Origin of the sequence: Paenirhodobacter hankyongi, assembly GCF_003664585.1 — a bacterium.
Lineage (GTDB): Bacteria > Pseudomonadota > Alphaproteobacteria > Rhodobacterales > Rhodobacteraceae > Rhodobacter > Rhodobacter hankyongi.
In genome coordinates this window covers 286,010-311,736 of the sequence record NZ_RCHI01000003.1, presented here as the reverse complement: position 1 = coordinate 311,736, position 25,727 = coordinate 286,010, and the positions used below count along the sequence as shown (strand labels likewise).

The 25,727-nt window shown below is 69.3% G+C and carries 23 protein-coding genes and 1 riboswitch; of the genes, 13 read left to right on the top strand and 10 right to left on the bottom strand.

From position 1 onward, the window contains the following. Positions 1-50 precede the first annotated feature (50 nt). The 3 genes from DYS74_RS05040 to DYS74_RS18600 form a co-directional block, all read right to left on the bottom strand. On the bottom strand, positions 51-395 hold the full coding sequence (locus DYS74_RS05040; protein ID WP_245965196.1) for a DUF1153 domain-containing protein: 345 nt from the start codon (positions 393-395) through the stop codon (positions 51-53). A 99-nt stretch (positions 396-494) separates the two neighbouring features. Next, the gene (locus DYS74_RS05035) at positions 495-995 is read right to left on the bottom strand and encodes a GNAT family N-acetyltransferase (protein ID WP_121531533.1); all 501 of its coding nucleotides are present in this window, start codon (positions 993-995) and stop codon (positions 495-497) included. A gap of 36 nt (positions 996-1,031) precedes the next feature. Then, complete coding sequence (locus DYS74_RS18600) at positions 1,032-1,193, bottom strand: hypothetical protein (RefSeq protein WP_183077456.1); 162 nt, start codon at positions 1,191-1,193, stop codon at positions 1,032-1,034. Positions 1,194-1,290: 97 nt separating this feature from the next. Then, positions 1,291-1,479, top strand: a riboswitch (cobalamin riboswitch). A gap of 99 nt (positions 1,480-1,578) precedes the next feature. On the opposite strand from DYS74_RS18600, the gene nrdH reads away from it, so the two are divergent. The 4 genes from nrdH (at position 1,579) to nrdF (ending at position 5,431) form a co-directional block, all read left to right on the top strand. Further along, positions 1,579-1,800 carry a glutaredoxin-like protein NrdH gene (gene nrdH / locus DYS74_RS05030; RefSeq protein ID WP_121531531.1) on the top strand — a complete coding sequence of 74 codons (222 nt, stop codon included), beginning with the start codon at positions 1,579-1,581 and terminating at the stop codon, positions 1,798-1,800. Between the two features lie 4 nt (positions 1,801-1,804). Then, positions 1,805-2,221 carry a class Ib ribonucleoside-diphosphate reductase assembly flavoprotein NrdI gene (gene nrdI / locus DYS74_RS05025; protein ID WP_121531529.1) on the top strand — a complete coding sequence of 139 codons (417 nt, stop codon included), beginning with the start codon at positions 1,805-1,807 and terminating at the stop codon, positions 2,219-2,221. 68 nt (positions 2,222-2,289) lie between these two features. Then, positions 2,290-4,371, top strand: a complete 2,082-nt coding sequence (gene nrdE, locus DYS74_RS05020) for a class 1b ribonucleoside-diphosphate reductase subunit alpha (protein WP_245965203.1) — start codon at positions 2,290-2,292, stop codon at positions 4,369-4,371. Positions 4,372-4,456: 85 nt separating this feature from the next. Then, positions 4,457-5,431, top strand: coding sequence for a class 1b ribonucleoside-diphosphate reductase subunit beta (gene nrdF / locus DYS74_RS05015; RefSeq protein WP_121531526.1), 975 nt, complete (start codon positions 4,457-4,459; stop codon positions 5,429-5,431). Between the two features lie 42 nt (positions 5,432-5,473). Here nrdF and DYS74_RS05010 read toward each other — a convergent pair whose 3' ends face one another. Beyond that, positions 5,474-6,859, bottom strand: a complete 1,386-nt coding sequence (locus DYS74_RS05010; protein ID WP_121531524.1) for a short-chain fatty acyl-CoA regulator family protein — start codon at positions 6,857-6,859, stop codon at positions 5,474-5,476. A gap of 137 nt (positions 6,860-6,996) precedes the next feature. Here DYS74_RS05010 and DYS74_RS05005 point away from each other — a divergent pair, with 137 nt between their 5' ends. The 9 genes from DYS74_RS05005 (at position 6,997) to DYS74_RS04965 (ending at position 18,220) form a co-directional block, all read left to right on the top strand. Beyond that, positions 6,997-7,401 carry an acyl-CoA thioesterase gene (locus DYS74_RS05005; RefSeq protein ID WP_121531522.1) on the top strand — a complete coding sequence of 135 codons (405 nt, stop codon included), beginning with the start codon at positions 6,997-6,999 and terminating at the stop codon, positions 7,399-7,401. Next, complete coding sequence (locus tag DYS74_RS05000; RefSeq protein WP_121531520.1) at positions 7,398-8,915, top strand: MmgE/PrpD family protein; 1,518 nt, start codon at positions 7,398-7,400, stop codon at positions 8,913-8,915. Before DYS74_RS05005 ends, DYS74_RS05000 begins: the two co-directional genes overlap by 4 nt. Then, positions 8,912-10,081 (top strand): bifunctional 2-methylcitrate synthase/citrate synthase, encoded by a 1,170-nt coding sequence (gene prpC, locus DYS74_RS04995; protein WP_121531518.1) that lies wholly within the window; start codon positions 8,912-8,914, stop codon positions 10,079-10,081. The genes DYS74_RS05000 and prpC overlap by 4 nt, the downstream gene beginning before the upstream one ends. 4 nt (positions 10,082-10,085) lie before the next feature. Further along, positions 10,086-11,000, top strand: a complete 915-nt coding sequence (gene prpB, locus DYS74_RS04990; protein ID WP_121531516.1) for a methylisocitrate lyase — start codon at positions 10,086-10,088, stop codon at positions 10,998-11,000. A gap of 131 nt (positions 11,001-11,131) precedes the next feature. Next, positions 11,132-12,361, top strand: a complete 1,230-nt coding sequence (locus DYS74_RS04985) for a GTP-binding protein (protein ID WP_121531514.1) — start codon at positions 11,132-11,134, stop codon at positions 12,359-12,361. Positions 12,362-12,388: 27 nt separating this feature from the next. Continuing rightward, on the top strand, positions 12,389-13,039 hold the full coding sequence (locus DYS74_RS04980) for a DUF1826 domain-containing protein (protein WP_183077455.1): 651 nt from the start codon (positions 12,389-12,391) through the stop codon (positions 13,037-13,039). A 65-nt stretch (positions 13,040-13,104) separates the two neighbouring features. Next, entirely contained in the window at positions 13,105-14,340 is a 1,236-nt protein-coding gene (locus tag DYS74_RS04975; protein WP_183077454.1) for a metallochaperone AztD, read from the top strand. Between the two features lie 206 nt (positions 14,341-14,546). Then, entirely contained in the window at positions 14,547-16,418 is a 1,872-nt protein-coding gene (locus tag DYS74_RS04970; protein WP_121531510.1) for an ABC transporter ATP-binding protein, read from the top strand. After that, positions 16,418-18,220, top strand: coding sequence for an ABC transporter ATP-binding protein (locus DYS74_RS04965; protein WP_121531508.1), 1,803 nt, complete (start codon positions 16,418-16,420; stop codon positions 18,218-18,220). The genes DYS74_RS04970 and DYS74_RS04965 overlap by 1 nt, the downstream gene beginning before the upstream one ends. Here the strand turns inward: DYS74_RS04965 and DYS74_RS04960 are convergent, their stop codons facing one another. The 6 genes from DYS74_RS04960 to DYS74_RS04935 form a co-directional block, all read right to left on the bottom strand. Next, positions 18,221-19,042 (bottom strand): ABC transporter ATP-binding protein, encoded by an 822-nt coding sequence (locus tag DYS74_RS04960; RefSeq protein WP_121531506.1) that lies wholly within the window; start codon positions 19,040-19,042, stop codon positions 18,221-18,223. Positions 19,043-19,079: 37 nt separating this feature from the next. Beyond that, positions 19,080-21,185 (bottom strand): condensation domain-containing protein, encoded by a 2,106-nt coding sequence (locus DYS74_RS04955; RefSeq protein WP_183077453.1) that lies wholly within the window; start codon positions 21,183-21,185, stop codon positions 19,080-19,082. Positions 21,186-21,295: 110 nt separating this feature from the next. Continuing rightward, positions 21,296-22,342, bottom strand: a complete 1,047-nt coding sequence (locus tag DYS74_RS04950) for a FecCD family ABC transporter permease (protein WP_121531502.1) — start codon at positions 22,340-22,342, stop codon at positions 21,296-21,298. Continuing rightward, the gene (locus tag DYS74_RS04945; RefSeq protein WP_121531500.1) at positions 22,339-23,349 is read right to left on the bottom strand and encodes a FecCD family ABC transporter permease; all 1,011 of its coding nucleotides are present in this window, start codon (positions 23,347-23,349) and stop codon (positions 22,339-22,341) included. Before DYS74_RS04945 ends, DYS74_RS04950 begins: the two co-directional genes overlap by 4 nt. A gap of 4 nt (positions 23,350-23,353) precedes the next feature. Further along, positions 23,354-24,298, bottom strand: a complete 945-nt coding sequence (gene fepB, locus DYS74_RS04940; protein WP_121531498.1) for a Fe2+-enterobactin ABC transporter substrate-binding protein — start codon at positions 24,296-24,298, stop codon at positions 23,354-23,356. Beyond that, entirely contained in the window at positions 24,295-25,710 is a 1,416-nt protein-coding gene (locus DYS74_RS04935) for a condensation domain-containing protein (protein WP_183077452.1), read from the bottom strand. Before DYS74_RS04935 ends, fepB begins: the two co-directional genes overlap by 4 nt. Positions 25,711-25,727 lie beyond the last annotated feature (17 nt).

Below are 25,727 nucleotides of genomic sequence, written 5' to 3'. Positions count from 1 at the left end.
GATCGACACCGTGACGCCCTCGGCCAGCAGGCCCTCATGGAGCGTTCGGATCATTTGTTCGGGGCGGTGCTCGGACCAATGGCGCACTCGCCCCTCACTCCATCCCGCTCCATGAGGGCCTGCAGCTTTTTTCGCGCACGGATCTCCAGCATAGCCTCGCCATAGGCTTCTTGCAGATCCTTCAGCTGCTTCTCGTATTGCTCGCGGATATCGAGCGGGTTGGCGCGCAAGGAATTCTCCATGCCACGCTTCGCATCCTCGACCCAGCCTTCGATCTCCGAAGGTGTCAGGTCGAACGAGCGGCTGGCTTCGGCCACCGTCGTCTTACCTTGGATGATCTCGATGACGAGCGCTGTTTTGCGCTTCGCCGTCCAACGTTTGATGCTGTCGTCCATCGTCATACTCATTGCCACGTTCTCCCTTGTAGCATGAGCAGGTTTTCACTGGGTCGATACACTGCCGCATGGCCGCTTGGAGCCATTCCCGGACATTTCTTAGCCGAAGTGGCGATAGACCAGATCAGAGGGATCAGGCCGGCGCGCGTCAGCATCGAGCACCGCGCCGAGACGTTCTGCCAATCTAGCTGATCTGCGATTGGCAGGATCAATGTAGCTCACCAGCGTTTCGATGTGCCCGACATCAAGGCTCCACGCACGCAGTGCGGCGGCGGCTTCGTATGCGAAACCGTGCCCCTCTGCCTGAGGGTAGACCATCCATCCCAACTCGAACTCCGGGAACAACGGCCCTGAATTGATGCCAACTTGCCCGAGGCATTCGCCGCTGGTCGTGTTCTCGATCATAAGCGCACCACACCCGAACAGACTCCATTGGGCGTGGTCGGCACAAAACATTCCCCAGGCCACGGCAGTAGAAAAAGGCCCCCCCATGTAGATGGAACGGTCTGATGCCATCAGTTGATGATATTGGGGCCAGTCTGCTGCCCGCATGGGCCGGAGGGTCAAGCGCGAAGTGGTGAGCGTTGGTATCATGATCATCTGCAAGCCTTTTTGATCCTGCCTACACACCCCTCATTACGGGTCAATGGCAGCTTCGTCCGCTCTGCCGACCTTCATCTTCCGAAAATGCTGCGCGATGGACGAATGGCCGGTCTGGTGAAGCTGCACCGCGGCGGTCGGCCAGGGACTGAACGGCAGGTTAGGGCCGGACACGTCGGCCACGACGTTGTGGCTCAATCCAGTTCTCAGGGAGCAGAGCAGTGGTATCGTCAGATACTGACCTGCTCGATTGGTGCGCTATATACCGGATATTGACATGTTTGCCCCGGGTGTATCTAAATGATGTTGTCTTGGTGCCCGCGACTCGTCGCGGGTGAAAAGGGAAGCCGGTGTAAGACCGGCGCTGCCCCCGCAACTGTGAGCGGTGAGCCGACCCCGTCGATCCACTGGCGCATCGCGCCGGGAAGGAGGGGAAAGCGATCGAACCGCGAGCCAGGAGACCTGCCAGGACAGAAAAGACGAACCGGTCGGTGGGCCCGGAGGCGTTGTGCAATGCGGCGCGTCCGCATCTGTCCGCGTCCCTGATCCCCGGCCAGCAGATGGCACAGAAAAGGGACCCGAGATGAGCATCACCGTCTATTCCAAACCGGCCTGCGTGCAATGCACCGCGACCACCCGCGCGCTGGCGGCGAAGGGGCTCGCCTTCGATCTCGTCGACCTGACTGAGGATGCCGAGGCGCTCGCCCGGGTGACCGAGCTCGGCTATCGGCAGGCGCCGGTGGTGATGACCGGCGATGACCACTGGGCGGGGTTCCGGCCCGACAAGATCGCGGCGCTGGCCTGAGCGGATGGGCGGGCTTGTCTATTTCTCCTCGCGTTCGGGCAATACCGCGCGCTTCATCCGCGCGCTCGGCCTGCCCGCCGATCGGATCCCGGTCGCGGCCGACGCGCCGATGCCCGCCCCCCGCGCGCCCTTCGTTCTGGTGACGCCGACCTATGCCGACGGGGCAGGGCGCGGCGCCGTCCATAAACAGGTGATCCGGTTTCTGAACGACCCGGACACCCGCGCCCGGCTGCGTGGCGTGATCGCCGGCGGCAACCGCAATTTCGGCGCGCTCTTCGCGCTTGCCGGCGATGTCATCGCGCAAAAATGCGCGGTGCCGCTGCTCTATCGTTTCGAGCTGGCCGGCACGCCCACCGATATCGCCCGTGTCACAGAAGGACTGGACAGGTTTTGGAAGACGCAATTCTCGACCGCGATCTGAGCGACGCCGCCCCGGCCAAGGGCGTGCCCGCCGAATGGCAGGGGCTCGACTATCATGCGCTGAACGCGATGCTGAACCTTTACGACGATCAGGGGCGCATCCGCTTCGACGCCGACCGCATGGCCGCGCGGCAGTATTTCCTCAGCCATGTGAACCAGAACACGGTGTTCTTCCACTCGCTCGAGGAAAAGCTGCGCTACCTGGTCGAGGAGGGCTATTACGAGGGCCATGTCCTTGACCAGTACGACGCCGGTTTCCTCGCGCGGATCTGGGACGCTGCCTTCCGCGCCAAGTTCCGCTTCCCGACCTTTCTGGGCGCGTTCAAGTATTACACCAGCTACACGCTGAAGACCCGCGACGGGAAGCGCTACCTCGAACGATTCGAGGACCGGGTGGTGATGGTCGCGCTGACGCTCGCCCGCGGCGACGAGGCGCTGGCGCTGCGGTTGATGCAGGAGATGCTCGCGGGCCGGTTCCAGCCGGCGACGCCCACCTTCCTCAATGCCGGCAAGGCGCAGCGCGGCGAGCTGATCTCGTGCTTCCTGCTGCGCATCGAGGACAACATGGAGAGTATCGGCCGGGCGATCAATTCGGCGCTGCAGCTGTCGAAACGCGGCGGGGGCGTGGCCCTGATGCTGACCAACATCCGCGAGCATGGCGCGGCGATCAAGGGGATCGAGAACCAGTCCTCGGGGGTGATCCCGGTGATGAAGCTGCTCGAGGACAGTTTCAGCTATGCCAACCAGCTGGGCGCGCGGCAGGGCGCGGGGGCGGTCTATCTGAACGCCCATCACCCCGACATCCTGCGTTTCCTCGACACCAAGCGCGAGAATGCCGACGAGAAGATCCGGATCAAGACGCTGTCCCTTGGCGTCGTCATCCCCGACATCACCTTCGAACTCGCGAAGCGCAACGAGGAGATGTACCTGTTCTCGCCGCATGACGTGGAGAAGGTCTATGGCAAGCCCTTCTCGGAGATCTCGGTGACCGAGCGCTACCGCGAGATGGTCGACAACCCGAAGATCCGCAAGCGCAAGATCAATGCGCGTGCCTTCTTCCAGACGCTCGCCGAGATCCAGTTCGAGAGCGGCTATCCGTACCTGATGTTCGAGGACACGGTAAACCGGGCGAACCCGGTGGCGGGGCGGATCACCATGTCGAACCTGTGCTCGGAAATCCTGCAGGTGAACGAGGCGTCGGAGTTCAACGACGACCTAAGCTATCGCCACCTCGGCACCGACATCTCGTGCAACCTCGGCTCGCTCAACATCGCGCGGGCGATGGATGGCGGCGACCTCGGCGCCACGGTCGAGACCGCGGTGCGGGCGCTCAATGCGGTCTCCGAGATGTCGGCGATCGACTCCGTCCCCTCGATCCGGCGCGGCAATGACGAGAGCCACGCGATCGGGCTGGGCCAGATGAACCTGCACGGCTTTCTTGCCCGCGAGCGCATCCATTACGGCAGCCCCGAGGGCATCGACTTCACCAATATCTATTTCGCCACGGTGCTCTATCATTGCCTGCGCGCCTCGAATGCGCTGGCGCGCGAGCGCGGCCGCAGCTTCGCGGGCTTCGAGAAATCGAAATATTCCGACGGCAGTTTCTTCGGGAAATACGTCACCCGCGATTGGCTGCCCGAGACCCAAACGGTGGCCGGCCTTTTTGAGCGTTTCGGCATCGCCGTGCCCACCCGTGCGGATTGGGGGCGCCTGCGCGATGCGGTGATGGCGGACGGGCTTTACAACCGCAACCTGCAGGCGGTGCCGCCCACCGGCTCGATCAGTTACATCAACAACGCCACCTCCTCGATCCATCCGATCACCGCGAAGATCGAGATCCGGAAAGAGGGCAAGATCGGCCGGGTCTATTACCCCGCCGCCTATATGACGAACGAGAACCTCGAGTTCTATCGCGACGCCTATGAGATCGGGCCCGAGGCGATCATCGACACCTATGCGGCCGCGACCCAGCATGTCGATCAGGGGCTGTCGCTGACGCTGTTCTTCAAGGACACGGCCAGCACGCGCGACATCAACCGCGCGCAGATCCATGCCTGGAAGGCGGGGATCAAGACGATCTACTACATCCGCCTGCGGCAGATGGCCCTCGAGGGGACCGAGGTGCAGGGCTGCGTGTCGTGCTCGCTGTGAGGGGGGATCGTGACCGGAGCCGGCCGGGGGCGCTGCCCCCGGACCCCCGGAGTATTATTTGCGCCAAGAAAAAGGGGCCGAGACGATGAAGGATTTTGCGGGGCGGCCGGTGCCGCGCGCGATCAACTGGAACAGGGTGCAGGACGACAAGGATCTGGAGATCTGGAACCGGCTGACGGTGAATTTCTGGCTGCCCGAGAAGGTGCCGCTGTCGAACGACATCCAGAGCTGGTCGCAGCTGACCGAGGACGAACAGCGGCTGACGATCCGGGTGTTCACCGGGTTGACGCTTCTGGACACGATCCAGAACACGGTGGGCGCGCCCGCGCTGATGCCCGATGCGGTCACCCCGCATGAGGAGGCGGTGCTGACCAACATCGCCTTCATGGAGGCGGTGCATGCGCGGTCCTATTCCTCGATCTTCTCGACGCTGTGCTCGACCGCCGAGGTCGACGAGGCCTTTCGCTGGTCCGAGGAGAACCCGCATCTGCAGCAGAAGGCGCGGCTGATCCTGGACGAATACGATGCCACCTCGCAGCCGCTGAAGAAGAAGGTGGCGAGCGTCTTTCTCGAGAGCTTCCTCTTCTATTCGGGCTTCTACCTGCCGATGCACTGGTCGAGCCGGGCGCGGCTGACCAACACCGCCGATCTGATCCGCCTCATCATCCGCGACGAGGCGGTGCATGGCTATTACATCGGCTACAAGTTCCAGCGCGGGATGGAGCGGCTGAGCGCGGCCGAGCGGCAGGAGATCAAGGATTTCGCCTTCGCGCTGATCTTCGATCTTTACGCGATCGAGTGCCGCTATACCGAGACGCTCTATGATCCGCTCGGGCTGAGCGAGGACGTGAAGGCCTTCCTGCATTACAACGCCAACAAGGCGCTGCAGAACCTCGGTTTCGAGAACCTGTTCCCCGACGAACTGTGCCGGGTGAACCCGGCGATCCTGGCGGCGCTGAGCCCGAACGCCGACGAGAATCACGATTTCTTCTCGGGCTCGGGCTCGTCCTATGTGATCGGCAAGGCGGTTGCGACGGAGGATGCGGACTGGGATTTCTGAGGTGGTCCGCCGCTCCCGCATCCCGGGGGCGGCGATCTCGGTTCAGTCGCTGGAGTAGGGGGTGAAGCGGGAGCGGTCCGGGTCGGGGCGCAGGGGGCGCCCGGTCATCGGAAAGGCGCGCTGCGGGCAGGCGGGGCGGTCGCAGATCTTGCAGCCCGCACCGATCGGCGTGGCCCGCGCGGGATTGCGCAGCTCGATCCCCCGTGCATAGACCAGCCGTTCCGCATGGGCGAGATCGCAGCCGAGCGCCACGGCAAAGCGCTTGATGGGCGCGCCATAGCCGCCCGCGCCATGGCTGACGGTGCGCGCCACCCACAGGTAGGACCGCCCGTCGGGCATCTGCGCCACCTGCGTCAGCAGCTCGCCGGGGCGCGAGAACGCCTCGTAGACGTTCCACAGCGGGCAGGAACCGCCGATCCGCGAGAAATGGAAATCGGTCGCCGACTGCCGTTTCGAGATATTGCCGGCGCGGTCGACCCGGATGAAGAAGAACGGCACGCCGCGCGCCTGCGGCCGCTGCAGCGTCGAGAGCCGGTGGCAGGTCGTCTCGAAGCCGACGCCGAAGCGGCGCGCCAGCAGTTCGATGTCATAGCGCTCGGTCTCGGCCGCCGCGATGAAGGCGCCATAGGGCAGGATCAGCGCGCCGGCGAAGTAATTCGCCAGGCCGATGCGCAGCAGGTCGCGCGCCTCGTCACTTTCCATGCCGGCCTCGGCGGTGAGCCGGTCGATCTCGGCGCGCTGTTCGAGAAAGGCGATCTGCGTCGCCATCTGGAAGGCGCGCTGGCCGGGGCGCAGCCGGGTCGACAGGTGCAGCACCCGCGCCGCCGGGTCGTGGCGGCGCAGCGCGGGGGCATTCTCGTCGAGCGTGACGCGGATGCCGTGCCGTCCGGCCAGCCGGTCGGTCAGCCCCTCGGCCATCCTCCCGGGGCGCAGGCCGCGGCCGATCTCCTCGGCCGCCTCGTCGAGGCTCGGGATGTAGTTGCGCTGCACGTAGAACCAGTCGCGCACCGCCTCGAACGGGGCGGGGGCGCTGCCGAGCCCGCCGATGATCCGCCCGTTCATCAGGTCGATCCGCTCGGCATTCTCGCGCAACCGCGCCTGCATCGCGATGATCGTGCGGGCGACGCCGGGCATGTTGGCGGCCAGTTCGCGCAGCTCGACCATCGAGGCGCTGGCGCCCTGATCGGCGAGCGCCGCACGCAGGTCGGGGATCAGCCGCGCCTCCTCGGATTCCGAGAACAGCTGCACGTCCAGCCCGAAGACCGCGTTCAGCTTGAGCAGCACCGGCACCGTCAGCGGGCGCTGGTTCTTCTCCATCTGGTTCAGATAGCTCGGGCTGAGTTCCAGCGCGCGCGCCAGCGCCACCTGCGTCATGCCGTGTTCCTCGCGCAGCCGGCGCAGGCGCACCCCCATGAAGGGCTTCTTCATCGTCCAATCCTTCGCAATATTCGCAAAATCTGCGGCATTCATTCACAAACATAAGCATTTTCAGTAGTTTAAACTGAATGTTCTGTTGTGAAAAGGTCTTCCTGCCGGTCCCGAGACGATCGGCAAAGGAGCCCCGCATGACCCGCATCCCCGACGACCCGGCCGTGATGGTCGAGATGATCTTCCCCGAGCAGGCGAACCATTACGGCACGCTGTTCGGTGGCAATGCGCTTGCCCTGATGGCGAAGGCCGCCTTCGTCGTGGCGATCCGGCGGGCGCGCGGAGCGGTGGTGATGGCGCGCTCGGACCGGGTGGATTTCGCCACCCCGATCCGGGTGGGGGAACTTCTGGAGCTGCGCTCCGAGGTGATCCGCGTCGGGCGCAGCTCGATGAGCGTTTCGGTCGCGGGCGTGGCCGAGGACTTGGGCACCGGCGCGCGGCGCGCGGTCCTGCAGGGGCGGTTCGAGATGGTGGCGGTGGACGGGGCCGGGCGGCCGCGGGCGATCGCCGAAGACACTCAAAGGAAGGAGACAAGGGCATGAAAATGCATGAGGTGCGGCGCTTTCGCTCTGCTGAGCATCTGGCGCGCGAGGACCAACTGGCGTGGAAGATCGCCGAGGTGGCGGCCGACCCGGTGGCGGTCGGGGCCGATGTGACCGAGATGATCATCAACCGGGTGATCGACAATGCGGCGGTGGCAGCGGCCTCGGTCGCGCGCCGGCCCGTCGCCTCGGCCCGGGCGCAGGCGCTGTGCCACCCCTATGCGCCGGGCGCCACGGTCTTCGGCATGGCCGAGGGCACCCGGGTCAGCCCGGAATGGGCGGCCTGGGCGAATGGCACGGCGGTGCGCGAACTGGATTTCCACGACACTTTCCTGGCCGCGGAATATTCGCATCCGGGCGACAATATCCCGCCGATCCTGGCGGTGGCGCAGCATTGCGGGCTGTCGGGGGCGGATCTGATCCGCGGTCTGGCCACCGGCTATGAAATCCAGGTCGACCTGGTGAAGGGGATCTGCCTGCACGAGCACAAGATCGACCACATCGCCCATCTCGGCCCCTCGGCCGCGGCCGGCATCGGCACCGCGCTGAACCTGCCCGTCGAGGTGATTTATCAGGCGATCCAGCAGGCGCTGCACGTCACCACCACCACGCGCCAAAGCCGCAAGGGCGAGATTTCCTCGTGGAAGGCCTATGCCCCCGCCTTCGCCGGCAAGATGGCGATCGAGGCGGTGGACCGGGTGATGCGCGGCGAGGGCGCGCCGAGCCCCGCCTGGGAGGGCGAGGACGGCTTCATCGCCTGGATGCTGGGCGGGCCCGAGGCGGTCTATCACGTGCCGCTGCCCGAACCGGGTGAGGCCAAGCGCGCGATCCTCGACACCTATACCAAGGAGCATTCGGCCGAATACCAGAGCCAGGCGCTGATCGACCTCGCCCGCCGGATGGGGCCGAAGATCGGCGACCTGTCGCGGGTGGGCTCGATCCTGATCGAGACCTCGCACCACACCCACAACGTCATCGGCACCGGCGCGAACGACCCGCAGAAGATGGACCCGAAGGCCTCGCGCGAGACGCTCGACCATTCGATCATGTATATCTTCGCCGTCGCGCTGGAGGATGGCGGCTGGCATCACGTGGCGAGCTATGCCCCCGAGCGCGCGCAGCGGCCCTCGACCGTGGCGCTGTGGCACAAGATCTCGACCGCCGAGGACCCGGAATGGACGCGCCGCTATCACGCCCGCGACCCGAGGGAGAAGGCCTTTGGCGGGCGGGTCACGGTGACGCTCGACGATGGCTCGAAGATCGTCGACGAGCTGGCGCTGGCCGATGCGCACCCCGATGGCGCGCGCCCCTTCGTGCGCAGCAATTACATCCACAAGTTCCTGACGCTCTCCGAGGGCGTGCTGAGCGCGGCCGAACAGACACGCTTCCTCGAGGCGGCCGAGGGGCTGGCCGATCTGAAGGCGGGCGATCTGGGCCGGCTGAATTTCGTGGTCGAGGCCGACCGGCTCGGCTCGGCTCGGCCCCATGGCATCTTCGACTGGAGGGCGAAATGAGCGGCGAGGTGAGAAAGCCGAAGAAATCGGTGGCGCTCTCGGGCGTGGTGGCGGGCAATACCGCGCTGTGTTCGGTGGGCCAAAGCGGCAATGACCTGCATTACCGCGGCTATGACATCCTCGATATCGCCGAGACCTGCGAGTACGAGGAAATCGCGCATCTGCTGATCCACGGCAGCCTGCCGACCGAGGCGGAGCTGACTGCCTACAAGGCGAAGCTGCGCACGCTGCGCGGCCTGCCGCAGGCGGTGCGCGCGACGCTCGAGGCGATCCCGGCCGCCGCGCATCCGATGGATGTGCTGCGCTCGGGGGTCTCGGCGATGGGCTGCGCGCTGCCGGAGGCCGTCGATCACAACACGCCGGGCGCGCGCGACATCGTCGACCGGCTGATCGCGGCGCAGGGATCGATGCTGCTGTACTGGTATCACTTCGCGCAGAGCGGACGGCGGATCGAGGTCGAGACCGGGGACGAGTCCATCGCCGGCCATTTCCTGCACCTGCTGCATGGCACCCCGCCGACGCCCGAGCACGTGCGGGCGATGCACACCACGCTGATCCTTTATGCCGAGCACGAGTTCAACGCCTCGACCTTCACCGCGCGCACGATCGCGGGGACGGGGTCCGACGTTTATTCGGCGGTGGCCGGCGCCATCGGCGCGCTGCGCGGGCCCAAGCACGGCGGCGCGAACGAGGTCGCCTTCGAGATCCAGAAGCGCTACCCGAGCCCCGACGCGGCCGAGGCCGACATCCGCGCCCGGGTCGCGGCGAAGGAGGTGGTGATCGGCTTCGGTCATCCGGTCTATACCGTCTCCGACCCGCGCAACGTCGTCATCAAGCGCGTCGCGCGCAAGCTCGCCGAAGAGGCCGGCTCGATGAAGATGTTCTCGGTCGCCGAGCGGATCGAGCAGGTGATGTGGGACGCGAAGGCGATGTTCCCGAACCTCGACTGGTATTCGGCGGTCTCCTACCACCTGCTCGGCGTGCCGACGGCGATGTTCACGCCGATTTTCGTCATCGCCCGCACCGCGGGCTGGGGCGCGCATGTGGTCGAGCAGCGGCTTGATAACAAGATCATCCGCCCCTCGGCCCACTATACCGGCCCCGAAGACCGCAAATTCCTGCCGATCGCGCAGCGCGGCGGCCTGCTGACCGCCTATCCGGAGTGAGACCATGCCCTATCTGATCGCAGACGACCTGCCCGGCGACAGCGCCGGGCGCCGCTTCCGCCGTGCGCTCGATGCGCCCGGCATCCTGCGCCTGCCGGGCGCGCACAACGGCCAGGCGGCACTGCAGGCGAAAGCCGCGGGCTTTGGCGCGCTCTATCTTTCGGGGGCGGCGATGACCGCCTCGATGGGGCTACCCGACCTTGGCATCATCACCGTGGACGAGGTCGCCTTCTTCATCCGCCAGATCGCGCGGGCCTCGGGCCTGCCGCTCCTGGTCGATGGTGACACCGGCTATGGCGAGGCGCTGAACGTCATGCACATGGTGCGCGTCTTCGAGGAGGCAGGCGCCGGCGCCGTGCATCTGGAAGATCAGCTCTTGCCGAAGAAATGCGGCCATCTGAACGACAAGAAGCTGGCCCCGGCGGCCGACATGGCGGCCAAGATCGCGGCGGCGGCACGGGCGGCGCGCGATCTCGTGGTCATCGCGCGCACCGATGCGGCAGCCTCGGAGGGGCTCGAAGGGGCGATCGCGCGCGCGCAGCTTTACGTGGAGGCGGGGGCGGATGCGATCTTCCCCGAGGCGCTGACCTCGGTCGAGATGTTCCGCGAGGTCCGTGCGGCGCTGCCCGGGGTCAGGCTTCTGGCCAACATGACCGAGTTCGGCCGCACGCCCACGCTGAGCGCGGCCGAGTTCGAGGCGCTTGGCTATGACATGGTGATCTGGCCGGTCTCGTCGCTGCGGGTCGCGAACAAGGCACAGGAACGGCTCTATGCCGCGATCGCCCGCGACGGCGCGACGACGGCGATGATCCCCGAGATGCAGACCCGGCAGGAGCTCTACGACACCATCGGGCTTGGCGCCTTCGAGGCGCTCGACCACAGCATCGCCGCCTCGGTCGCGCCGGACTGGAACGCCTGACCCTGTCGACGAGCGATGGACTGGCCCGCGATCCGCGGGCCATTTCCGATCTCGGTCCGGGACGGGATTGGGCATTGCGGAACCCGGCGCCGCGATGTAGTTATATTATAACATAACAAATCTGGACCGCCATGACCCGCACAGCCCCCTCCCGCTCCGCCGACACCCGCCTTCCCGTCACCGTGCTGTCGGGCTTTCTCGGCGCCGGCAAGACCACGCTCCTGAACCACGTCCTGAACAACCGCGAGGGGCGCCGCGTCGCGGTCATCGTCAACGACATGTCCGAGGTGAACATCGACGCCGATCTCGTGCGCGAGGGCGCCGAGCTGAACCGCGCCGAAGAGAAGCTGGTGGAGATGACGAACGGCTGCATCTGCTGCACCCTGCGCGACGACCTTCTTCAGGGCGTGCGCCGGCTCGCCGAAGAGGGCCGCTTCGATTACCTGCTGATCGAGGGCACCGGCATCGCCGAGCCCTTGCCCGTCGCCGCCACCTTCGACTTCCGCGACGAGGCCGGTGCAAGCCTCTCCGACATCGCTCGGCTCGACACGATGGTGACGGTGGTCGACGCGATCAACCTGACGCAGGATTTCAACAGCGCCGATTTCATCGCCGACCGCGGCGAGAGCCTCGGTGAGGAGGACGAGCGCACGCTGGTCGATCTGCTCACCGACCAGATCGAGTTCGCCGATGTCGTGGTGCTGAACAAGGTCACCGATGCCGGGCCCGAGCGCACCGCCCGGGCGCGCCAGATCGTCAAGGCGCTCAACCCCGATGCGCGGCTGATCGAGACCGATTTCAGCGAGGTCGACGCCGAGGATATCTTCGACACCAGGCTTTTCGACTTCGACCGCGCGCAGGAGCATCCGCTCTGGGCGAAGGAGCTCTACGGTTTCGCCAATCACGTGCCCGAGACCGAGGAATACGGGATTTCCTCCTTCGTCTATCACGCCCGCGCGCCCTTCGACCCGATGAAGATCCGCGATGTGCTGACCGGGTCGCTGCCGGGCGTGATCCGCGCCAAGGGGCATTTCTGGATCGCGACGCGGCCGGACTGGGCGCTCGAGTTCAGCCTTGCCGGGATCAAGGCCTCGATCACGCCGCTCGGGCGCTGGTGGGCCTCGGTGCCGCAAAGCCGGCTGCCCCAGCACCCCGATGCGCAGGCCGAGATTGCGAAGAACTGGGTCGAGCCCTGGGGCGACCGGCGCCAGGAGATCGTCTTCATCGGTACTGCGCTCGACCGCGAGGCAATCTGTGCCAAGCTGAACGCGGCGCTGATCGAGGCGTGGGAGTTCACCCCCGAGGCCTGGGCGCGGCTGCCCGACCCGTTCCCGGCCTTCGGCACGCGGCAGGTCGCCTGAGGGCAGGGGGGCAGCATGGACCAGAGCATGACGACCATACCCGCAGTGCCCCCGCAGGCCGGGCTGCGCGCGGCGGGCATCGTGCAGGGCACGGGCCCCGAGGTGCTGCACCGGATCGGCACGCGCGGCATCGGCGCGGCGATCTGGCAGCGCGACTGGCCGCAGGTGCTTGGCGCGGGGCTGGCGGCGCTGCCCGCGGCGAACCTGCCCGAGCTGCGCGAGACCGTGCGCCTCGAGGGCGTGGGCCCCTGCCTGCGCGAGGCCTGCGCCGCGGCGGGGCTGGTCGAGGAGCCGCTGCGCGCCGCGCTGATCGCTGACGTGACCGCGCTTGCACAGATGTTCGCCGCCATCGCCGGGGCGCAGCGGCTGCATCTGCGGCTGCAGGCGATCCGCACCAACGCCTGTTCACGCTTTCACGTCGACAATCTGCGGCTGCGGATGCTGTGTACCTATCGCGGGGCGGGGACGGAATTCGCCCTTGGCGCACCGCGCTCGGATCCTCAGGCGCCGGTCGCCGATGCGCCGGCGGGCGCGGTCGTGCTGATGCGCGGCACGCGCTGGCCGGGCGATGAGGAACCGGGGGTGCTGCACCGCTCTCCTCCGATCGCGGGCAGCGGCCAGACCCGGCTGTTGCTGGTGATCGACCCCGGCGACGACCCCGAACCGCACTGGCACTGAACGGCCGGGCCTTGGCGGCGGCGCTCCGTTTTTCCTGAAACCTTGACCACACAGGATCTTTCCGAATGACCCTTCGTTCCCTTTCCCTTCGGCCTGTGCTCCGGATGTCGGCCGCGCTGGCGCTGCTGGCGCTGCCCGCGCAGGCCGCCGACGAGACCCGCGAGGCCTGGCGCCTTTTCGTGACCGATCAGGCGGCGGGGCGGGTGACCGCGCTCGACCCCATCGCGGGCGAGGTGCTGGGCGTGTTCCCGACCGCGGGCTATGTCACCCATCTGACCGCAAGCGACAGCGGTGCGACGCTCTTCGCGGTGCAGATGGACCATGACATGGTGCAGGTTCTCGACAGCGGGCTGCGGCGCTCTGATCACGGCGACCACGCCGATCTGAAGCTTGGTGCGCCGCGGCTGCTGCCGGTCGAGCTTGCCGGCGGGCGCCCGGTGCATACCGTTCCGCATGGCGACGAGATGGTGCAGTTCTTTGACCGCGACGGTGCGGCGCAGATCTATCATGAGACGGCGCTTCTGGCGGGCGACACCGGTCACGAGACCGTTCGCGCCAGCGCGCCGGTGCATGGCGTCGCAGTGCCGATGGGGGATTACATGCTGATGGCCGAGCCCGATCTGGCCGCGGCGACGCCGGCGGGCGAGCTGCCGCCGCGCTTCGGACTTTCGGTGCTCGACCGGGCCGGCGCGCGGGTGGGCGTGCCTGCGGTCTGCACCGGCCTGCATGGCGAGGCCGCCTCGGCGGGCGTTGTCGCCTTCGGCTGCGCCGAAGGGGTGCTGCTTGCCACGCCGCAGCCCGGGGGAGCGCCAAAGCTGACGCTGCTGCCCTATGGCACGGATCTGCCCGCGGGGCAGGTCAGCACCCTGCTTGGCGGCAAGGCGCTGCAGGTGTTCCTTGGAAATTACGGCGACAGCCGCGTCGCGATCATCGACATCGGGGCCGAGACGCCGTTCCACATCGTCGATCTGCCCGTGCGCCGCGTCGATTTCGCGCTCGATCCGGCCCGCGCCACGACCGCCTATGTCTTCACCGAGGATGGCCGGATCCATGCGCTCGATCTGCTCAGCGGCGCGCTGACCCGCTCGGCGCGGATCACCGGGCCCTACAGCAAGGATGGCCACTGGCGCGCCCCGCGGCCGCGGCTGGCGGTGATGGGCGATGCGATCGCGGTAAGCGATCCGCAGGCGGGCCTCGTGCGGGTGCTTGATGCCGCGACCTTCGCCGAGCGGCGCACGATCCCGGTCGAGGGGCTGCCCTTCACCCTTGTCGCCGTCGGCGGCTCGGGCCTCGATCACTAGGGCGCAGGTCCGGAAACGGCGATCGGCCCGTGCGGGAGATCCCGCGGGCCGGTTGCCTTCCGGGCCCGCGGGCCCGACACAGGCCGGGGCTAAGCCCTTGCCATCGGCGCGGGCCGCGGTCATTGTGCGCGCCGACACCAGCCATGCCCGGGCCCCGGCCCGCCGGCTCAGCCAACCGACTGCACGACAGACGAGAAGGCAAGCACATGGCGACCACCGGGCAATCCGTGCCGCAAGGGCACGCGGCCATCCCCCCGCAGAACGACGACCCCCGGACCGATGCCGCGACCCGGCGCCGGCGGGCCTCGCCGTGGCGGATCCTGAAGCCGGTGCAGGGCCAGATCCGGTTCGCCATGGCGATCTCGGCGGGGTCGGCGCTGTTCGGGCTGGCGGTGATGGTGCTGCTGATGGGGGTGGTGCAGCGCCTGCTCGAGGCTCCGGATCAGGTGCCTTGGCCGTGGTTCGCGGGCGTGGCGCTATGCACCGTCGGCGCCTATGTCGCGCGGCTTGGTGCCTTCAATCAGGCGCATTACGCGGCCTTCCGGCTTGAGCGGATCCTGCGCGAGGGGCTGGCCGGGCGGCTGGCGCGGGTGTCGCTGGGCTATGTTGAGACGCAGGGCGCCGGGGCGCTCGCGAAGGTGATCCATGACGACGTGAAGGCGCTGCATGTCTTCGTCGCTGACAGCACGCCGCTCTATGCGCGCGCCTATGTGACGCCGGTGGTGACGCTGGTGCTGCTGGTCGCGCTGGATCTGCGGCTGGCGCTGGTGGCGCTGGCAGTGCTGGCGCTTGGCTATGGCATCCTGACCCGGGCGCAGCGGCGCCGGCGCGACATGGTGCGCGCCTATAACGCCGCGCGCGAGAAGGTCAGTGCGGCCGTCGTCGAATATGTGCAGGCGATGCCGGTGGTGCGCAACTTCGACAGCGGCAAGATGAGCTTCGGCCGGTATCAGGCGGCGCTCGACGGCTATCTGGCGGTGATGCTCGACTGGTATCGCGCCGCGGGGTTTCCGGCGCGTTTCTCGTGGCTGGTACTCAGCCCGATGCCGACGCTGACGCTGGTGCTGGGGGCGGGGCTGTGGCTGACCGCACTTGGCGATCTGGCGCCGGCGCGCTGGCTCGGTGTGCTTCTGCTGTGCACCGGCATGGCGGAATCGATGATGCCGATGATGATGCTGCGCCACATGATCGAGAAGGTGGCGCTGAGCGTCGCCCGGATCGAGGAGGTGATGGCGGCACCCGAGCTGGACGCGGGCCAGGGCGGGGCGCCGGCGGCCGATCCGGCCGCGCCGGCGCTGAGCTTCGAGGGCGTGACCTTCTCCTATGGTCCCGACCTCGCCCCGGCGCTGCACGAGATCAGCTTCGAGGTGGCGCGCGGCAGCGTGACCGCGCTCGTCGGCCCCTCGGGAGCGGGCAAGACCACCGTCGCGCGGCTGATCCCGCGGTTCTGGGATGTCGACGCCGGGCGTATCGCCCTTGGCGGCACCGACATCCGCGCCATGAGCACCGACGCACTGCTGCAGCAGGTCGCCTTTGTGTTCCAGGAAAGCTTCCTCTTTGCCGACACGATCGCGGCGAACATTCGCATCGGTCGGCCGGGGGCGAGCGAGGCCGAGGTGATCGCCGCCGCCCGTGCTGCGCAGGCGCATGGCTTCATCGAGGCGCTGCCGCAGGGCTATGACACGCCGGTGGGCGAGCGCGGCGTCTTCCTCTCGGGCGGCCAGCGCCAGCGCATCGCCATTGCCCGCGCGCTGCTGCAGAACCGGCCGATCCTGGTGCTCGACGAGGCCACGGCCTTCGCCGATCCGGAAAACGAGGCCGAGCTGATCGCTGCGCTTTCGGCGCTGATGCGCGGGCGCACGGTGATCATGGTGGCGCACCGGCTGGCGACGATCCGCGACGCCGATCAGATCCTCGTCTTCGACCGCGGCCGGATCGCCGAGCGTGGCCGGCACGCCGAGCTGGTCGCGCAGGGCGGGCTCTATGCCCGGTTATGGAACAATTACGAGACGGCGCAGAACTGGTCGCTGGGCGGGGCGCGGTCCCCGGCGGCGGTGCCGAATGAGGAGGTGGCGTGATGCAGACCCTTGCGAAAGAGCCTCGGGCGGACCGTCCGGCGCGCCGCGGTGCGACTTCCTTTGCCACCACCTTCCGGCAGCTGGCCGAAAGCGTCGGCCCCGAGGATGCGCCGGGGCTGCGCCGGACCCTGGCCGGGCTGATCGCCGCGGCGGCGCTGCAGGGCTTTGGCCTGGCCGCGATCGCGCCGCTCTTTACCGCGGCGGCGGTCGGCGAGATCCGCCGCGCGCTGCTCTGGTTCGCGGCGATGGCGGCGCTGATGGCCGCCGCTTCGGCGTTGCGCTGGTGGGCGCAGGGCTTCGATTTCGACGGGCGGATGGTGCGCGCGACCTGGCGGCTGCGCGGCCGGCTGGGGGCCAAGCTGCGCGAGATCCCGCTTGAACAACTGCAGGACAAGCGGGCCGGCGAGCTCAATGCGATGGTGCTCGGCAATGTCGACGAGAACCTGCTCTATGCGCTGACAGTGCTGAACCTCGTCTTCACCGCGATCGTGACGCCGTTGTGCGCGGCGCTCGGGATCGTGCTCTTCGACTGGCGGCTGGGGCTTTTGCTGCTGCTGATCTTCCCGGCGATCGTGCCGCTTTATCGCTGGCGCCGCCCGGCGCTCGGGCGCGGCAAGCGCATCCTTGGCGCGGCGCATCAGGAAGCGAGCGCCGATGTGCTGGAATACACCCAGGGCCTTGCGATCCTGCGCGCGGCAGGGCGGGCCGGCGAGAAGGCCGAACGCCTGTCGCAGACCTTCCGCAAGCTCGAGGCGATCCAGGTCTTCGGCCATCGCAAGGGGGCAAAGCCCAATATCATCGTCGCAAGCGTGGTCGAGCTGGGTCTGGTTGCGGTGCTGGGCGTTGGGGTCTGGCTGGTGGTGCAGGGCGAGCTGCACCCCGCGGCACTGGGCGCGGTTTTCGTGATCGTTGTGCGCCTGTCCGAGCCGCTCTCGACCTTCATCCTCTACACCGCGATGCTCGAGGTGATGGAGGCGGCGCTGGAGCGCATCGGGGCGCTGCTGGCGATCCGGCCGCTGTCGCAGCGCGCGCCCGAGGTGATGCCGCGAACCCATGACATCCGCTTCGACGATGTGAGCTTCAGCTATGCGCAGGCCGAGGTGCCGACGATCCGCGCGTTCAGCGCCGTTCTGCCCGAGCGCTCGCTCACCGCGCTGGTCGGCCCCTCGGGCTGCGGCAAGACCACGCTGACGCGGTTGCTGCTGCGCCATTTCGACCCGCAGCAGGGCGCCGTGACGATCGGCGGCGTGGACCTGCGCCAGATCCCGGCCGAGCGGCTCAACAGTCTGGTCTCGGTGGTGTTCCAGGACGTCTATCTGTTCAACGACACGGTCGAGGCGAATATCCGCATGGGCCGGCCCGAGGCGACCGAGGCCGAGGTGCGCGCTGCGGCGCAGGCGGCGCAGTGCCTTGGCTTCATCGAGCGGCTGCCGCAGGGCTGGCAGACCCCGCTGGGCGAGATCGGCGGCCGGCTTTCGGGCGGCGAGCGGCAGCGGATCTCGATCGCGCGGGCGCTGCTCAAGGACGCGCCGATCGTGGTGCTCGACGAACCGACGGCGGCGCTCGACACCGAAAGCGAGCTGGCGGTGCAGCGCGCGCTCGATGCGCTGGTGGCGCGCAAGACGGTGATCGTGATCGCGCACCGGCTCTCGACGATCGTCGGCGCGGACCAGATCCTGGTGATCGAGGACGGTGCGCTCGCGCAAGCGGGCCGGCACGAGGCGCTGCTGGCAGCGGGCGGGCGCTATGCCCGGATGTGGGCGGCGCAGGGCGCGGTCAAGCACTGGACGGTGGCGCGCTGATCAGCGCGCCACGATCAGCGGGGTGTGGCTGATAGGGTCCTCGAGCAGGATCGCATCGAGCCCGAAGACCCGGCGCAGCAGCTCGGGCGTCATCAGCGCGGCGGGCGCGCCCTCGGCCACCACCGCGCCGCCCGCCATCACCACCAGATGGTCGGCATAGCGGCAGGCCTGATTGAGGTCATGGAGCACCGCGACGACGGTCCGCCCGCGCTCGCGGTTCAGCCGCTGCAACAGGCCCAGCACCTCGAGCTGATGCGCGATGTCGAGGAAGGTCGTCGGTTCGTCCAGCAGCACGATCGGGGTTTCCTGCGCCAGCACCAGCGCGATCCAGACCCGCTGGCGCTGCCCGCCCGAGAGCGCCTCGACCTCGCGCTCGGCAAGTGCGGTGACGCCGGTCGCGGCCATCGCCTCGGCGACGATGCGGGCGTCCTCGGGGCTCCATTGCCGGAACGCGCCCTGATGCGGGTAGCGCCCCCGCGCCACCAGATCGGCGACGGTGATGCCGGAGGGGGCCTGCGCGCTTTGTGGCAACAGCCCGACCGCCCGCGCAAGCCGGCGCGCGGGCAGCCGTGCGATGTCCTGCCCGTCAAGCGTCACCTTGCCCGCCCGCGGCGGCAGAAGGTTGCACAGCCCGCGCAGCAGCGTCGACTTGCCGCAACCGTTCGGCCCGAGGATCACGGTGAAGCGGCCCTCGGGAATGGCGAGCGTCACCTCGTTGCAGATCGGCCGCCCGGCATAGCCAAGGGTCAGCCCCTCGGCCCGCAGGCGGGGGGCGGAGGCCGGGCGAGGAGCTGGGCGGGGGGCCGGGAACGGAAGGATCATCGAAAACCTCTGGCTGGCGGATCGCGGGCGGGCGGGGTCAGGGCAAGAGCGCGTCGAACGGCCGGTCGGCGGCGCCCGGGGCGGCGAAGGCGGCAAGGCTGCGCCCGACTGCCGCAACCAGCGCGGCGACGTCGTCGGCGCTGTAATGGGCGTGGCGATAGCTCATCATCACCCGCAGCCCGCGCGCGCCCTCGATCACGTCCTCGACCACCTCGAACTGCAGGCCAAGCACCGACTCGGCCTTGTCGGGATCGACCTGACGGAAGCGGATCGGGCCCTGCGGCCCGGCGAGCGTGCCGTTCAGCTTGTTCTGCGCGTGGATCTGGATGAACACCTCGAACATATGCGCATCAAGGGGCGCGGTGCCGCCCGACAGCGCTGCCTCGACCAGATCGATGGGGATCTCGCTGTGCGGCAGCGAGGCGTTGATCCGATCGCGGACCTCGGTGATCAGCGCGCGCGGGCTCAGATGGCCCGGCGCGCGCAGGCAATGCGCGGTCACCGTGGTGAAATAGCCGATGGTGTCGAAATAGGCCGGGTCGGTGCGGCCCGAGGCCGAGGTGCCGACGGTCAGCGCCTCGAGCCCGGCAAGCCGCTGCAGCGTCACCGAAATCGCCGCATAGACGGTGTTGAACAGCGAGGCCGAACAGGTCTTGGCCAGCGCATGCAGCCCCTCGCAGACTGCGGGCGGCACGGCGATCTCGCACCAGCCGCCCTCGGCCGAGCCCAGCTGTGCCAGCGGCAGCGGCGGGGCATCCGGGGCGCGGATCGGGCGCGGCGGCGGTGCGTCGCGCAGCGCGGTGACCCAATGGTCAAGTGCGCGCGCGTCGATGCCGGCGCGGGCCTGCGCGCGGGCAAAGGCGTGGAACGGCGCAGCGGAGGCGGCCCAGTCCGGCGCCCGCCCCGCCGCCCGCGCGGCATAGGCGCAGGCAAGCTCGTCCATCATCAGGTTCACCGACCATTCGTCGAGCACGACATGGTGGAAGAGGAAGGAGAGCATCTGTCCCTCGGCCGTGCGCAGGAAGCGCAGCCGCAGCGGCAGCTCGCGGGTCAGGTCGAAGGCATGCGTAGCCTCGGTGGCCAGCACCGGCGCGGCCTCAGTGACCGGGCCTGAGGGGCGGAACCAGTCGAGCCGGTCAACCTCGGCCATCGGCACGGTCTCCTGCACCATCGCCTCGCCCTCGGGCACGAAGCGGCTGCGCAGGGCGGGATGGCGCTCGAGCAGGTCGCGGAAGGACGCGGCGAAGGTCGTCTCGTCGACCGGGTCGAGGAAGCGCAGAACGAAGGGGATGTTGAAGGCCGGCCCGAAGCCAAGCGCGGCGTGGATCTTCCAAAGCGACTGCTGCGCAAGCGAGAGCGGCGCGCGTCCGGCGGGGTCGGCGCTGCGCCGGATCTCGACCGGTGCCGGGGCTGTGTGCGGCGCCCGCTGCGCGAGCGGGGCCAGCGCGGCGGCGGTCGGATGGGTGAAGATGTCGGCGAAGCGCAGGGTGAGGCCGTGCTCGGCGGCAAGCCGGCCGATCACTCGCGTCGCCACCAGCGAATGCCCGCCCAGATCGAAGAAGTCGCAGGTCGCGGTCATCTGCGGCGCATCGAGCGCGGCGCGGAACTCGCTCAGGATGATCCGCTCGATGGCGTCGGCCGGATCGGAGGGGGTGCCGGTCTGCGCCTGCGGCGCAAGGGCCGCCAGCAGTGCCGCGCTTTCGGGCAGGTCGGCGGCGATCGGGTGGCGGATCAGCGCCAGCCGGGCGGCCTCGGGTGCAAGCGCCAGCACGAAGCGCAGCGGCGCGCCCGTGGCCAGATCCCAGGGCGTGGCCGCCACCGTCTCGATCGCCGACCCGGCCTCGGTCGCCGCGGGCAGGGCGCGCAGCCACAGGTCCGGCCCGCGCGGCGTCAGCTCGACCCGCAGCTCGCCGCTTGCGTCGAAGTGATAGTGGCGGGTCAGCTCGGGGCGGGCGAGCACGCCCTGCACCAGCGCCGCGACGACGGCCCCCGGTTCGCAGCCCGGCACCGGCAGGGTCGCGGTGCAGATCGCGGGGGCGAGGTCGTCGGCGCCTTGCTGCGCGGCAAGCCAGATCCGCGCCTCCTCGGGGCGGGCGGGGCGGCTGCGGGTAAGGCTTTCGGGCGGCTGGCCGTGCTCGGTCATCATCGCTCCTGCAATGTGCGGAAAGTGGCAAGGCTTGCGCGGCGCGGGCCGGAGCTGGCAGGGCGTAGACAAGGGCAGGGCCCCTGTAATGTCAAGTAATTTTGTCGGGTTTACGGCTGTCCGGCCCTGCGTCCGCGGGCGAGCAGCCAGATCAGATAGAGCCCGCCGATCACCCCGGTCACCTGACCGATCGGCAGGGTCACGCCGAAGGGCAGCAGGCGGGTCGTCAGGTCGGCAGCCAGCAGCAGCGCCGCCCCCATCAGCGCCGCCCCGATCAGCGGCTGGTCGACCGAGCGGCCAAGCCGCCGGGCGAGCTGCGGCGCGGCCAGTGCGACGAAGGCGATCGGGCCGGCCGCACTGGTCGCAAGGGCTGCCAGCAACAGCGCCGCCAGCAGCATCCAGCGCCGTACCCGCTCGACCGGCACACCAAGCGGCCCGGCCAGATCGTCCCCCATCGCCATCAGCGCAAGCGGCCGCATTCCCGGCACCATCGCCGGCACGAGCAGCGCAAGCCCGGCAAGAAGCGGCAGCACATCGGCCCAGCTGCGCCCCTCGACCGAGCCGGCAAGCCACAGGTTGGCCGAGATCGCCGCGTCCAGCTCGCCACGCACCAGCAGCAGCGCGTTCAGCGCGCTCAGCACTGCGGCGACACCGATCCCGGTCAGCACCAGCCGATAGGCGCCGACCCGCCCGTCCTTGCGCGCCAGCAGATAGACGGTGGTCCCGGTCAGCAGCGCCCCCACGAGCGCCGCGGGCGCGACCGTGGCGCCCGAGCCGCCGAGGCCGATGATCCAGACAAGCGCCCCGGTTGCCGCGCCGGCGGTGAAACCGATCACGTCGGGCGAGCCGAGGGGGTTGCGTAACACGCTCTGGAACACCGCGCCCGAGGCGCCAAGCGCCGCTCCGGCGCCGAGCGTGACCAGCAGCCGCGGCAGCCGGATATCGAGCAGCACATGCGCCACCGCGCGCGACGGCGGTGCGCCGCTCAGCACCTGCCAGATTTCGGTCGGGCCGAGCGGAATGCGGCCGAGCGTCAGCGCCACGAAGGCCCCCGCCACGATCAGCGCCAGCAGCAGCGCATTGAGCGCAAGCGCCCGCCGCCCGATCCGCAGCGACCAGCGCCGCCCGCGCAGCACGATCTCGGGACGGGCGCTCACAGCGCAGTCCTCCGCAGCCGGCGCGCCAGCACGACGAAGATCGGCCCGCCGATCAGCGCCGCCATGATGCCGACGTCGATCGGGGTCGCGCCGCCGATCAGGCGGCCGGCCAGATCGGCCAGGCTGACCAGCGCCGCCCCGGTCAGCATCGACAGCGGCAGCAGCCGGCGATGCGCCGGGCCGGTGATGTGGCGCGCCAGATGCGGCGCGGCGAGGCCGACGAAGGCGATCGGCCCGGCGGCGGCGGTGGCCGCGCCGCTCAGCACCACGATCACCGCTGCGGCGGCGAGCCAGATCCGCCGCGGATCGGCGCCGAGGCTCTGGCCGAAATCCTGACCGAGCGCGAGGGCGTCGAGCGGGCGGGCCAGGGCGAAGGCGGCAAGGCAGCCCGGCAGGATCAGCGCCGCGGCCGGGCCCAGCACGGACCAGCCGCGGCCCTGGAGCGAGCCCACCGACCAGTGCCGGAACTGATCGAAGACATGCGCCTCGGCATTGACGGTGATCACCCGCGTCAGGGTGAGCAGCACGATCGACAACGCCGCGCCTGCCAGCACGAGCCGCACCGGGTCATGCCCCTGCGCCATGCCGCCAAGTGCGAAGACTGCCGCCCCGCCAAGCCCGGCGCCGACGATGCCTGCCCAGAGCGTGGCGCCGACGTCGATCCGTCCGCTCAGCGCGATCATGCACACGATCGCCAGCGTCGCCCCGGCCGAAATGCCCAGCAGCCCGGGATCGGCAAGCGGGTTGCGGGTCAGCGTCTGCATCACCGCCCCAGCCGCGCCAAGCGCCGCGCCCAGAACCAGCGCGAGAACCGCCCGTGGCAGGCGCTGTTCGCGCACCAGCAGATGCGCGCCGTCGCTGGGATCGAAGGCGGTCAGCGCGGCAAGGGTGTCCTGCACCGTGATCGCGCGTGGGCCGACGAAGGGGCTTGCCAGCGCGATCAGCGCAACGCAGGCGATCGTTGCCCAAAGCGTCAGGTGGCGGAGGCGGGGGGCTGGGGCGGTCATCGGCTCAGGCCCGCGCGAAACGGTGTGCGATGCCGGCGACGATCTCGCGCGCGCTGTAATAGTCGATGCGGAACGAGTTCTGCCCCAGCCCATAGACCTGTCCGCGCTGCACCGAGGGCAGGTTCGCCAGGATCGGATCGGCACGGAAGCGCGCCGCATCGGCATCGGTGCCGGCCAGCAGGAAGGTGGTCTCGGCGGTCAGCTCGGTCAGGTGGTCGTAGGCGGCGCGGATGAAATCGGCCGAGGGCGGGGTGCCGCCGCCCTGCCAGTCGGGCGAGGGGGATTCGAGGGTGAAGCCGAGCGCGGCCAGCAGGCGGCCATGCACGCCGGTCGCGGTGGCGATCGGGTTCGGTGCGCCGGGGCCATTGTAGCTGACGATGTTGGCGCGGCCCGCGGGCAGGGCGAGGCGGTCGCGGGTCGCGGCAAGGTCGCGCGCAAAGCCTGTGAGTAGCGCCTCGGCCTCGGTCTCGCGGCCGGTGGCGCGGCCGAGCTGACGGGCCAGCTCTTCCCAATCGAGCGCGCCATAGTCGAGCATCAGGACCGGCGCGATTTCCGCAAGCGCGTCCCGCTGGGCGCGCACGGAATCGGCGCCGCCGGCCGAGACCACGATCAGATCGGGCGCCGCTGCCCAGACTGCCTCGAGGTCGACCGAGCCTGCGCGCCACAGCTTCTCGACCCCGCGCTGGGCGGCGATCTGCTGCCATTGCGCGAAGAAGGCGCCGCGCACGGTGGTGGCGCTGGCAAGAAGCGGCGCGCCGATCGCGAGCAGCGTCCCCGAGAGCGTGACCGAGGTCGAGAGCACCCGCGCGGGCGGGGCGTCGAGGGTGAGCCTGCCGCCATCGGCCTGCGGCAGGGTGCGCGGCCAGCCGTTTCCGGCGGTCGCGGGCCGGGCAAGGCAGGGGGCGGCAAGCGCGCAGCTGCTGCGCATCAGAAAGGAACGGCGGTTCATGCGTCCTCCAGTCGGCCGGCGATCGGCCGGGCGGCATTGGGCTGGGCCGGCGCGGGCGCGCGTGGGCGGGTGACGGCGGCGGGGCTGGCAAGCAGCGCGGCAAGCGGGATTTCGGCCGCGCCCGGGGTGCAGGCGCGGGCCAGGAACGGCACAAGCCCGGTGCGGGCGGCCTCGAACGCGGGGGCCGAGGCGGGGTCGGCGTCGATCCAGAGCGCGAGCCCCGCGCCGTCGGCCGCCGCGGCCCAGGTCAGGTTGAAGCCGTCGCCCGGGCCCGCGGCCAGCACCTCGCGCCGCGCGGTGCAGCCCGGGAAGCGGGGCGGGTCGAAGGGCAGCACGTTGACGAGCGGCGAGAAGAAGAAGCGCTCGCCCTCGCGCTGGCCGTGATCGGCGGCGAGCTGTTCGACCCGATAGCGCCCGTGCCGGCGCAGCTGACGCAGCGTCGCGCCGCTGCGCCCAAGCCAGGCGCCCAGCGTCTCGCCCGTCCGGCGCGTCACCACGAGCGGCAGGATGTTGACGACCAGCGCCGGGATCGTCGCGCTGACACTGCCGAGCCGGCTCATGTAGGGCAGCCAGACCGCGCGCCCGGGCCCGCCCTCGGGCAGATCGCGGGCCAGCCAGGCGGCACTGAGCAGGGTCAGCAGGTCGGGCCAGCCGAGATCGGCCGCCGCGGCGGCGCGGCGCAGGGCGTCGGGCAGATCCGCGGGCAGGTCCGGCTCGGCGCCAAGCGCGCTGCAGCCGTAATCCTCGCCGCCCTTCTTCAGCACCGAAAGTTCGGGCCCGTCCGCCAGATGTTGCGCCCAATAGGCGCCGTCACGGGCGTGTTGCGGGCTGGCGCGATAGCGTTCCTCTTCCGTCAGATACTGCTCGAAGGGGCGCAGCGGACCAAGTCCGGCCTGCTGCCCGCAGGTCTGCGCGTAGAGCGCCGCCACCCGCCGCTCGATCAGCGACACGCCATAGCCGTCGAGAACGATGTGATGGCCGCGCAGATACCACAGCCAGCGGTTTTCCCCCACCCGCATCAGCCACAGCGCGGCCAGCGGCTCCTGCGCAAGGTCGATCGGCGCGGCGATGTCGCGCTCCATCATCTTGCGCGCGGCGGGCTCGGGGGCGGATTCTGGATCCGCCTCGTAGCGCAGGTCGTGATAGCGCAGCACGGGGATGCGGGCGGGGTCGACCTGCTGGCGCGGGCCGTCGGGGCCGTCGCGAAAGCGCAGGGCCAGCACCTCGGCCTCCTGCGCGATCTGGTGCAGCGCCGCGATCAGCGCGGCCTCGTCCAGATCGCCCTCGATCACCGTGCAATGCGCCACGGTCGAAAGCGGCCGGTCGGGGTGGAAGCGGAACTCCTCCCAGAAATCGAGCTGCGCCAGCGTCAGGGCGTGCCAGGGGCGCTCGGCAAGTGTCGGATCGGGCATCATGGCTCCTTCGTCGG

Coding starts and splice junctions, on each gene's coding strand:
- DYS74_RS05005 (WP_121531522.1), top strand. CDS start 6,997: ATGACCCGCATCCCCGACGACCCGGCCGTGATGGTCGAGATGATCTTC.
- DYS74_RS05035 (WP_121531533.1), bottom strand. CDS start 995: ATGATCATGATACCAACGCTCACCACTTCGCGCTTGACCCTCCGGCCC.
- DYS74_RS05010 (WP_121531524.1), bottom strand. CDS start 6,859: ATGAAGAAGCCCTTCATGGGGGTGCGCCTGCGCCGGCTGCGCGAGGAA.
- nrdH (WP_121531531.1), top strand. CDS start 1,579: ATGAGCATCACCGTCTATTCCAAACCGGCCTGCGTGCAATGCACCGCG.
- prpC (WP_121531518.1), top strand. CDS start 8,912: ATGAGCGGCGAGGTGAGAAAGCCGAAGAAATCGGTGGCGCTCTCGGGC.
- DYS74_RS04975 (WP_183077454.1), top strand. CDS start 13,105: ATGACCCTTCGTTCCCTTTCCCTTCGGCCTGTGCTCCGGATGTCGGCC.
- prpB (WP_121531516.1), top strand. CDS start 10,086: ATGCCCTATCTGATCGCAGACGACCTGCCCGGCGACAGCGCCGGGCGC.
- DYS74_RS04960 (WP_121531506.1), bottom strand. CDS start 19,042: ATGATCCTTCCGTTCCCGGCCCCCCGCCCAGCTCCTCGCCCGGCCTCC.
- fepB (WP_121531498.1), bottom strand. CDS start 24,298: ATGAACCGCCGTTCCTTTCTGATGCGCAGCAGCTGCGCGCTTGCCGCC.
- DYS74_RS05040 (WP_245965196.1), bottom strand. CDS start 395: ATGGACGACAGCATCAAACGTTGGACGGCGAAGCGCAAAACAGCGCTC.
- DYS74_RS05000 (WP_121531520.1), top strand. CDS start 7,398: ATGAAAATGCATGAGGTGCGGCGCTTTCGCTCTGCTGAGCATCTGGCG.
- DYS74_RS04955 (WP_183077453.1), bottom strand. CDS start 21,185: ATGACCGAGCACGGCCAGCCGCCCGAAAGCCTTACCCGCAGCCGCCCC.
- nrdE (WP_245965203.1), top strand. CDS start 2,290: ATGCTGAACCTTTACGACGATCAGGGGCGCATCCGCTTCGACGCCGAC.
- DYS74_RS04965 (WP_121531508.1), top strand. CDS start 16,418: ATGCAGACCCTTGCGAAAGAGCCTCGGGCGGACCGTCCGGCGCGCCGC.
- DYS74_RS04985 (WP_121531514.1), top strand. CDS start 11,132: ATGACCCGCACAGCCCCCTCCCGCTCCGCCGACACCCGCCTTCCCGTC.
- nrdF (WP_121531526.1), top strand. CDS start 4,457: ATGAAGGATTTTGCGGGGCGGCCGGTGCCGCGCGCGATCAACTGGAAC.
- DYS74_RS04970 (WP_121531510.1), top strand. CDS start 14,547: ATGGCGACCACCGGGCAATCCGTGCCGCAAGGGCACGCGGCCATCCCC.
- DYS74_RS04980 (WP_183077455.1), top strand. CDS start 12,389: ATGACGACCATACCCGCAGTGCCCCCGCAGGCCGGGCTGCGCGCGGCG.
- DYS74_RS04945 (WP_121531500.1), bottom strand. CDS start 23,349: ATGACCGCCCCAGCCCCCCGCCTCCGCCACCTGACGCTTTGGGCAACG.
- DYS74_RS04935 (WP_183077452.1), bottom strand. CDS start 25,710: ATGCCCGATCCGACACTTGCCGAGCGCCCCTGGCACGCCCTGACGCTG.
- nrdI (WP_121531529.1), top strand. CDS start 1,805: ATGGGCGGGCTTGTCTATTTCTCCTCGCGTTCGGGCAATACCGCGCGC.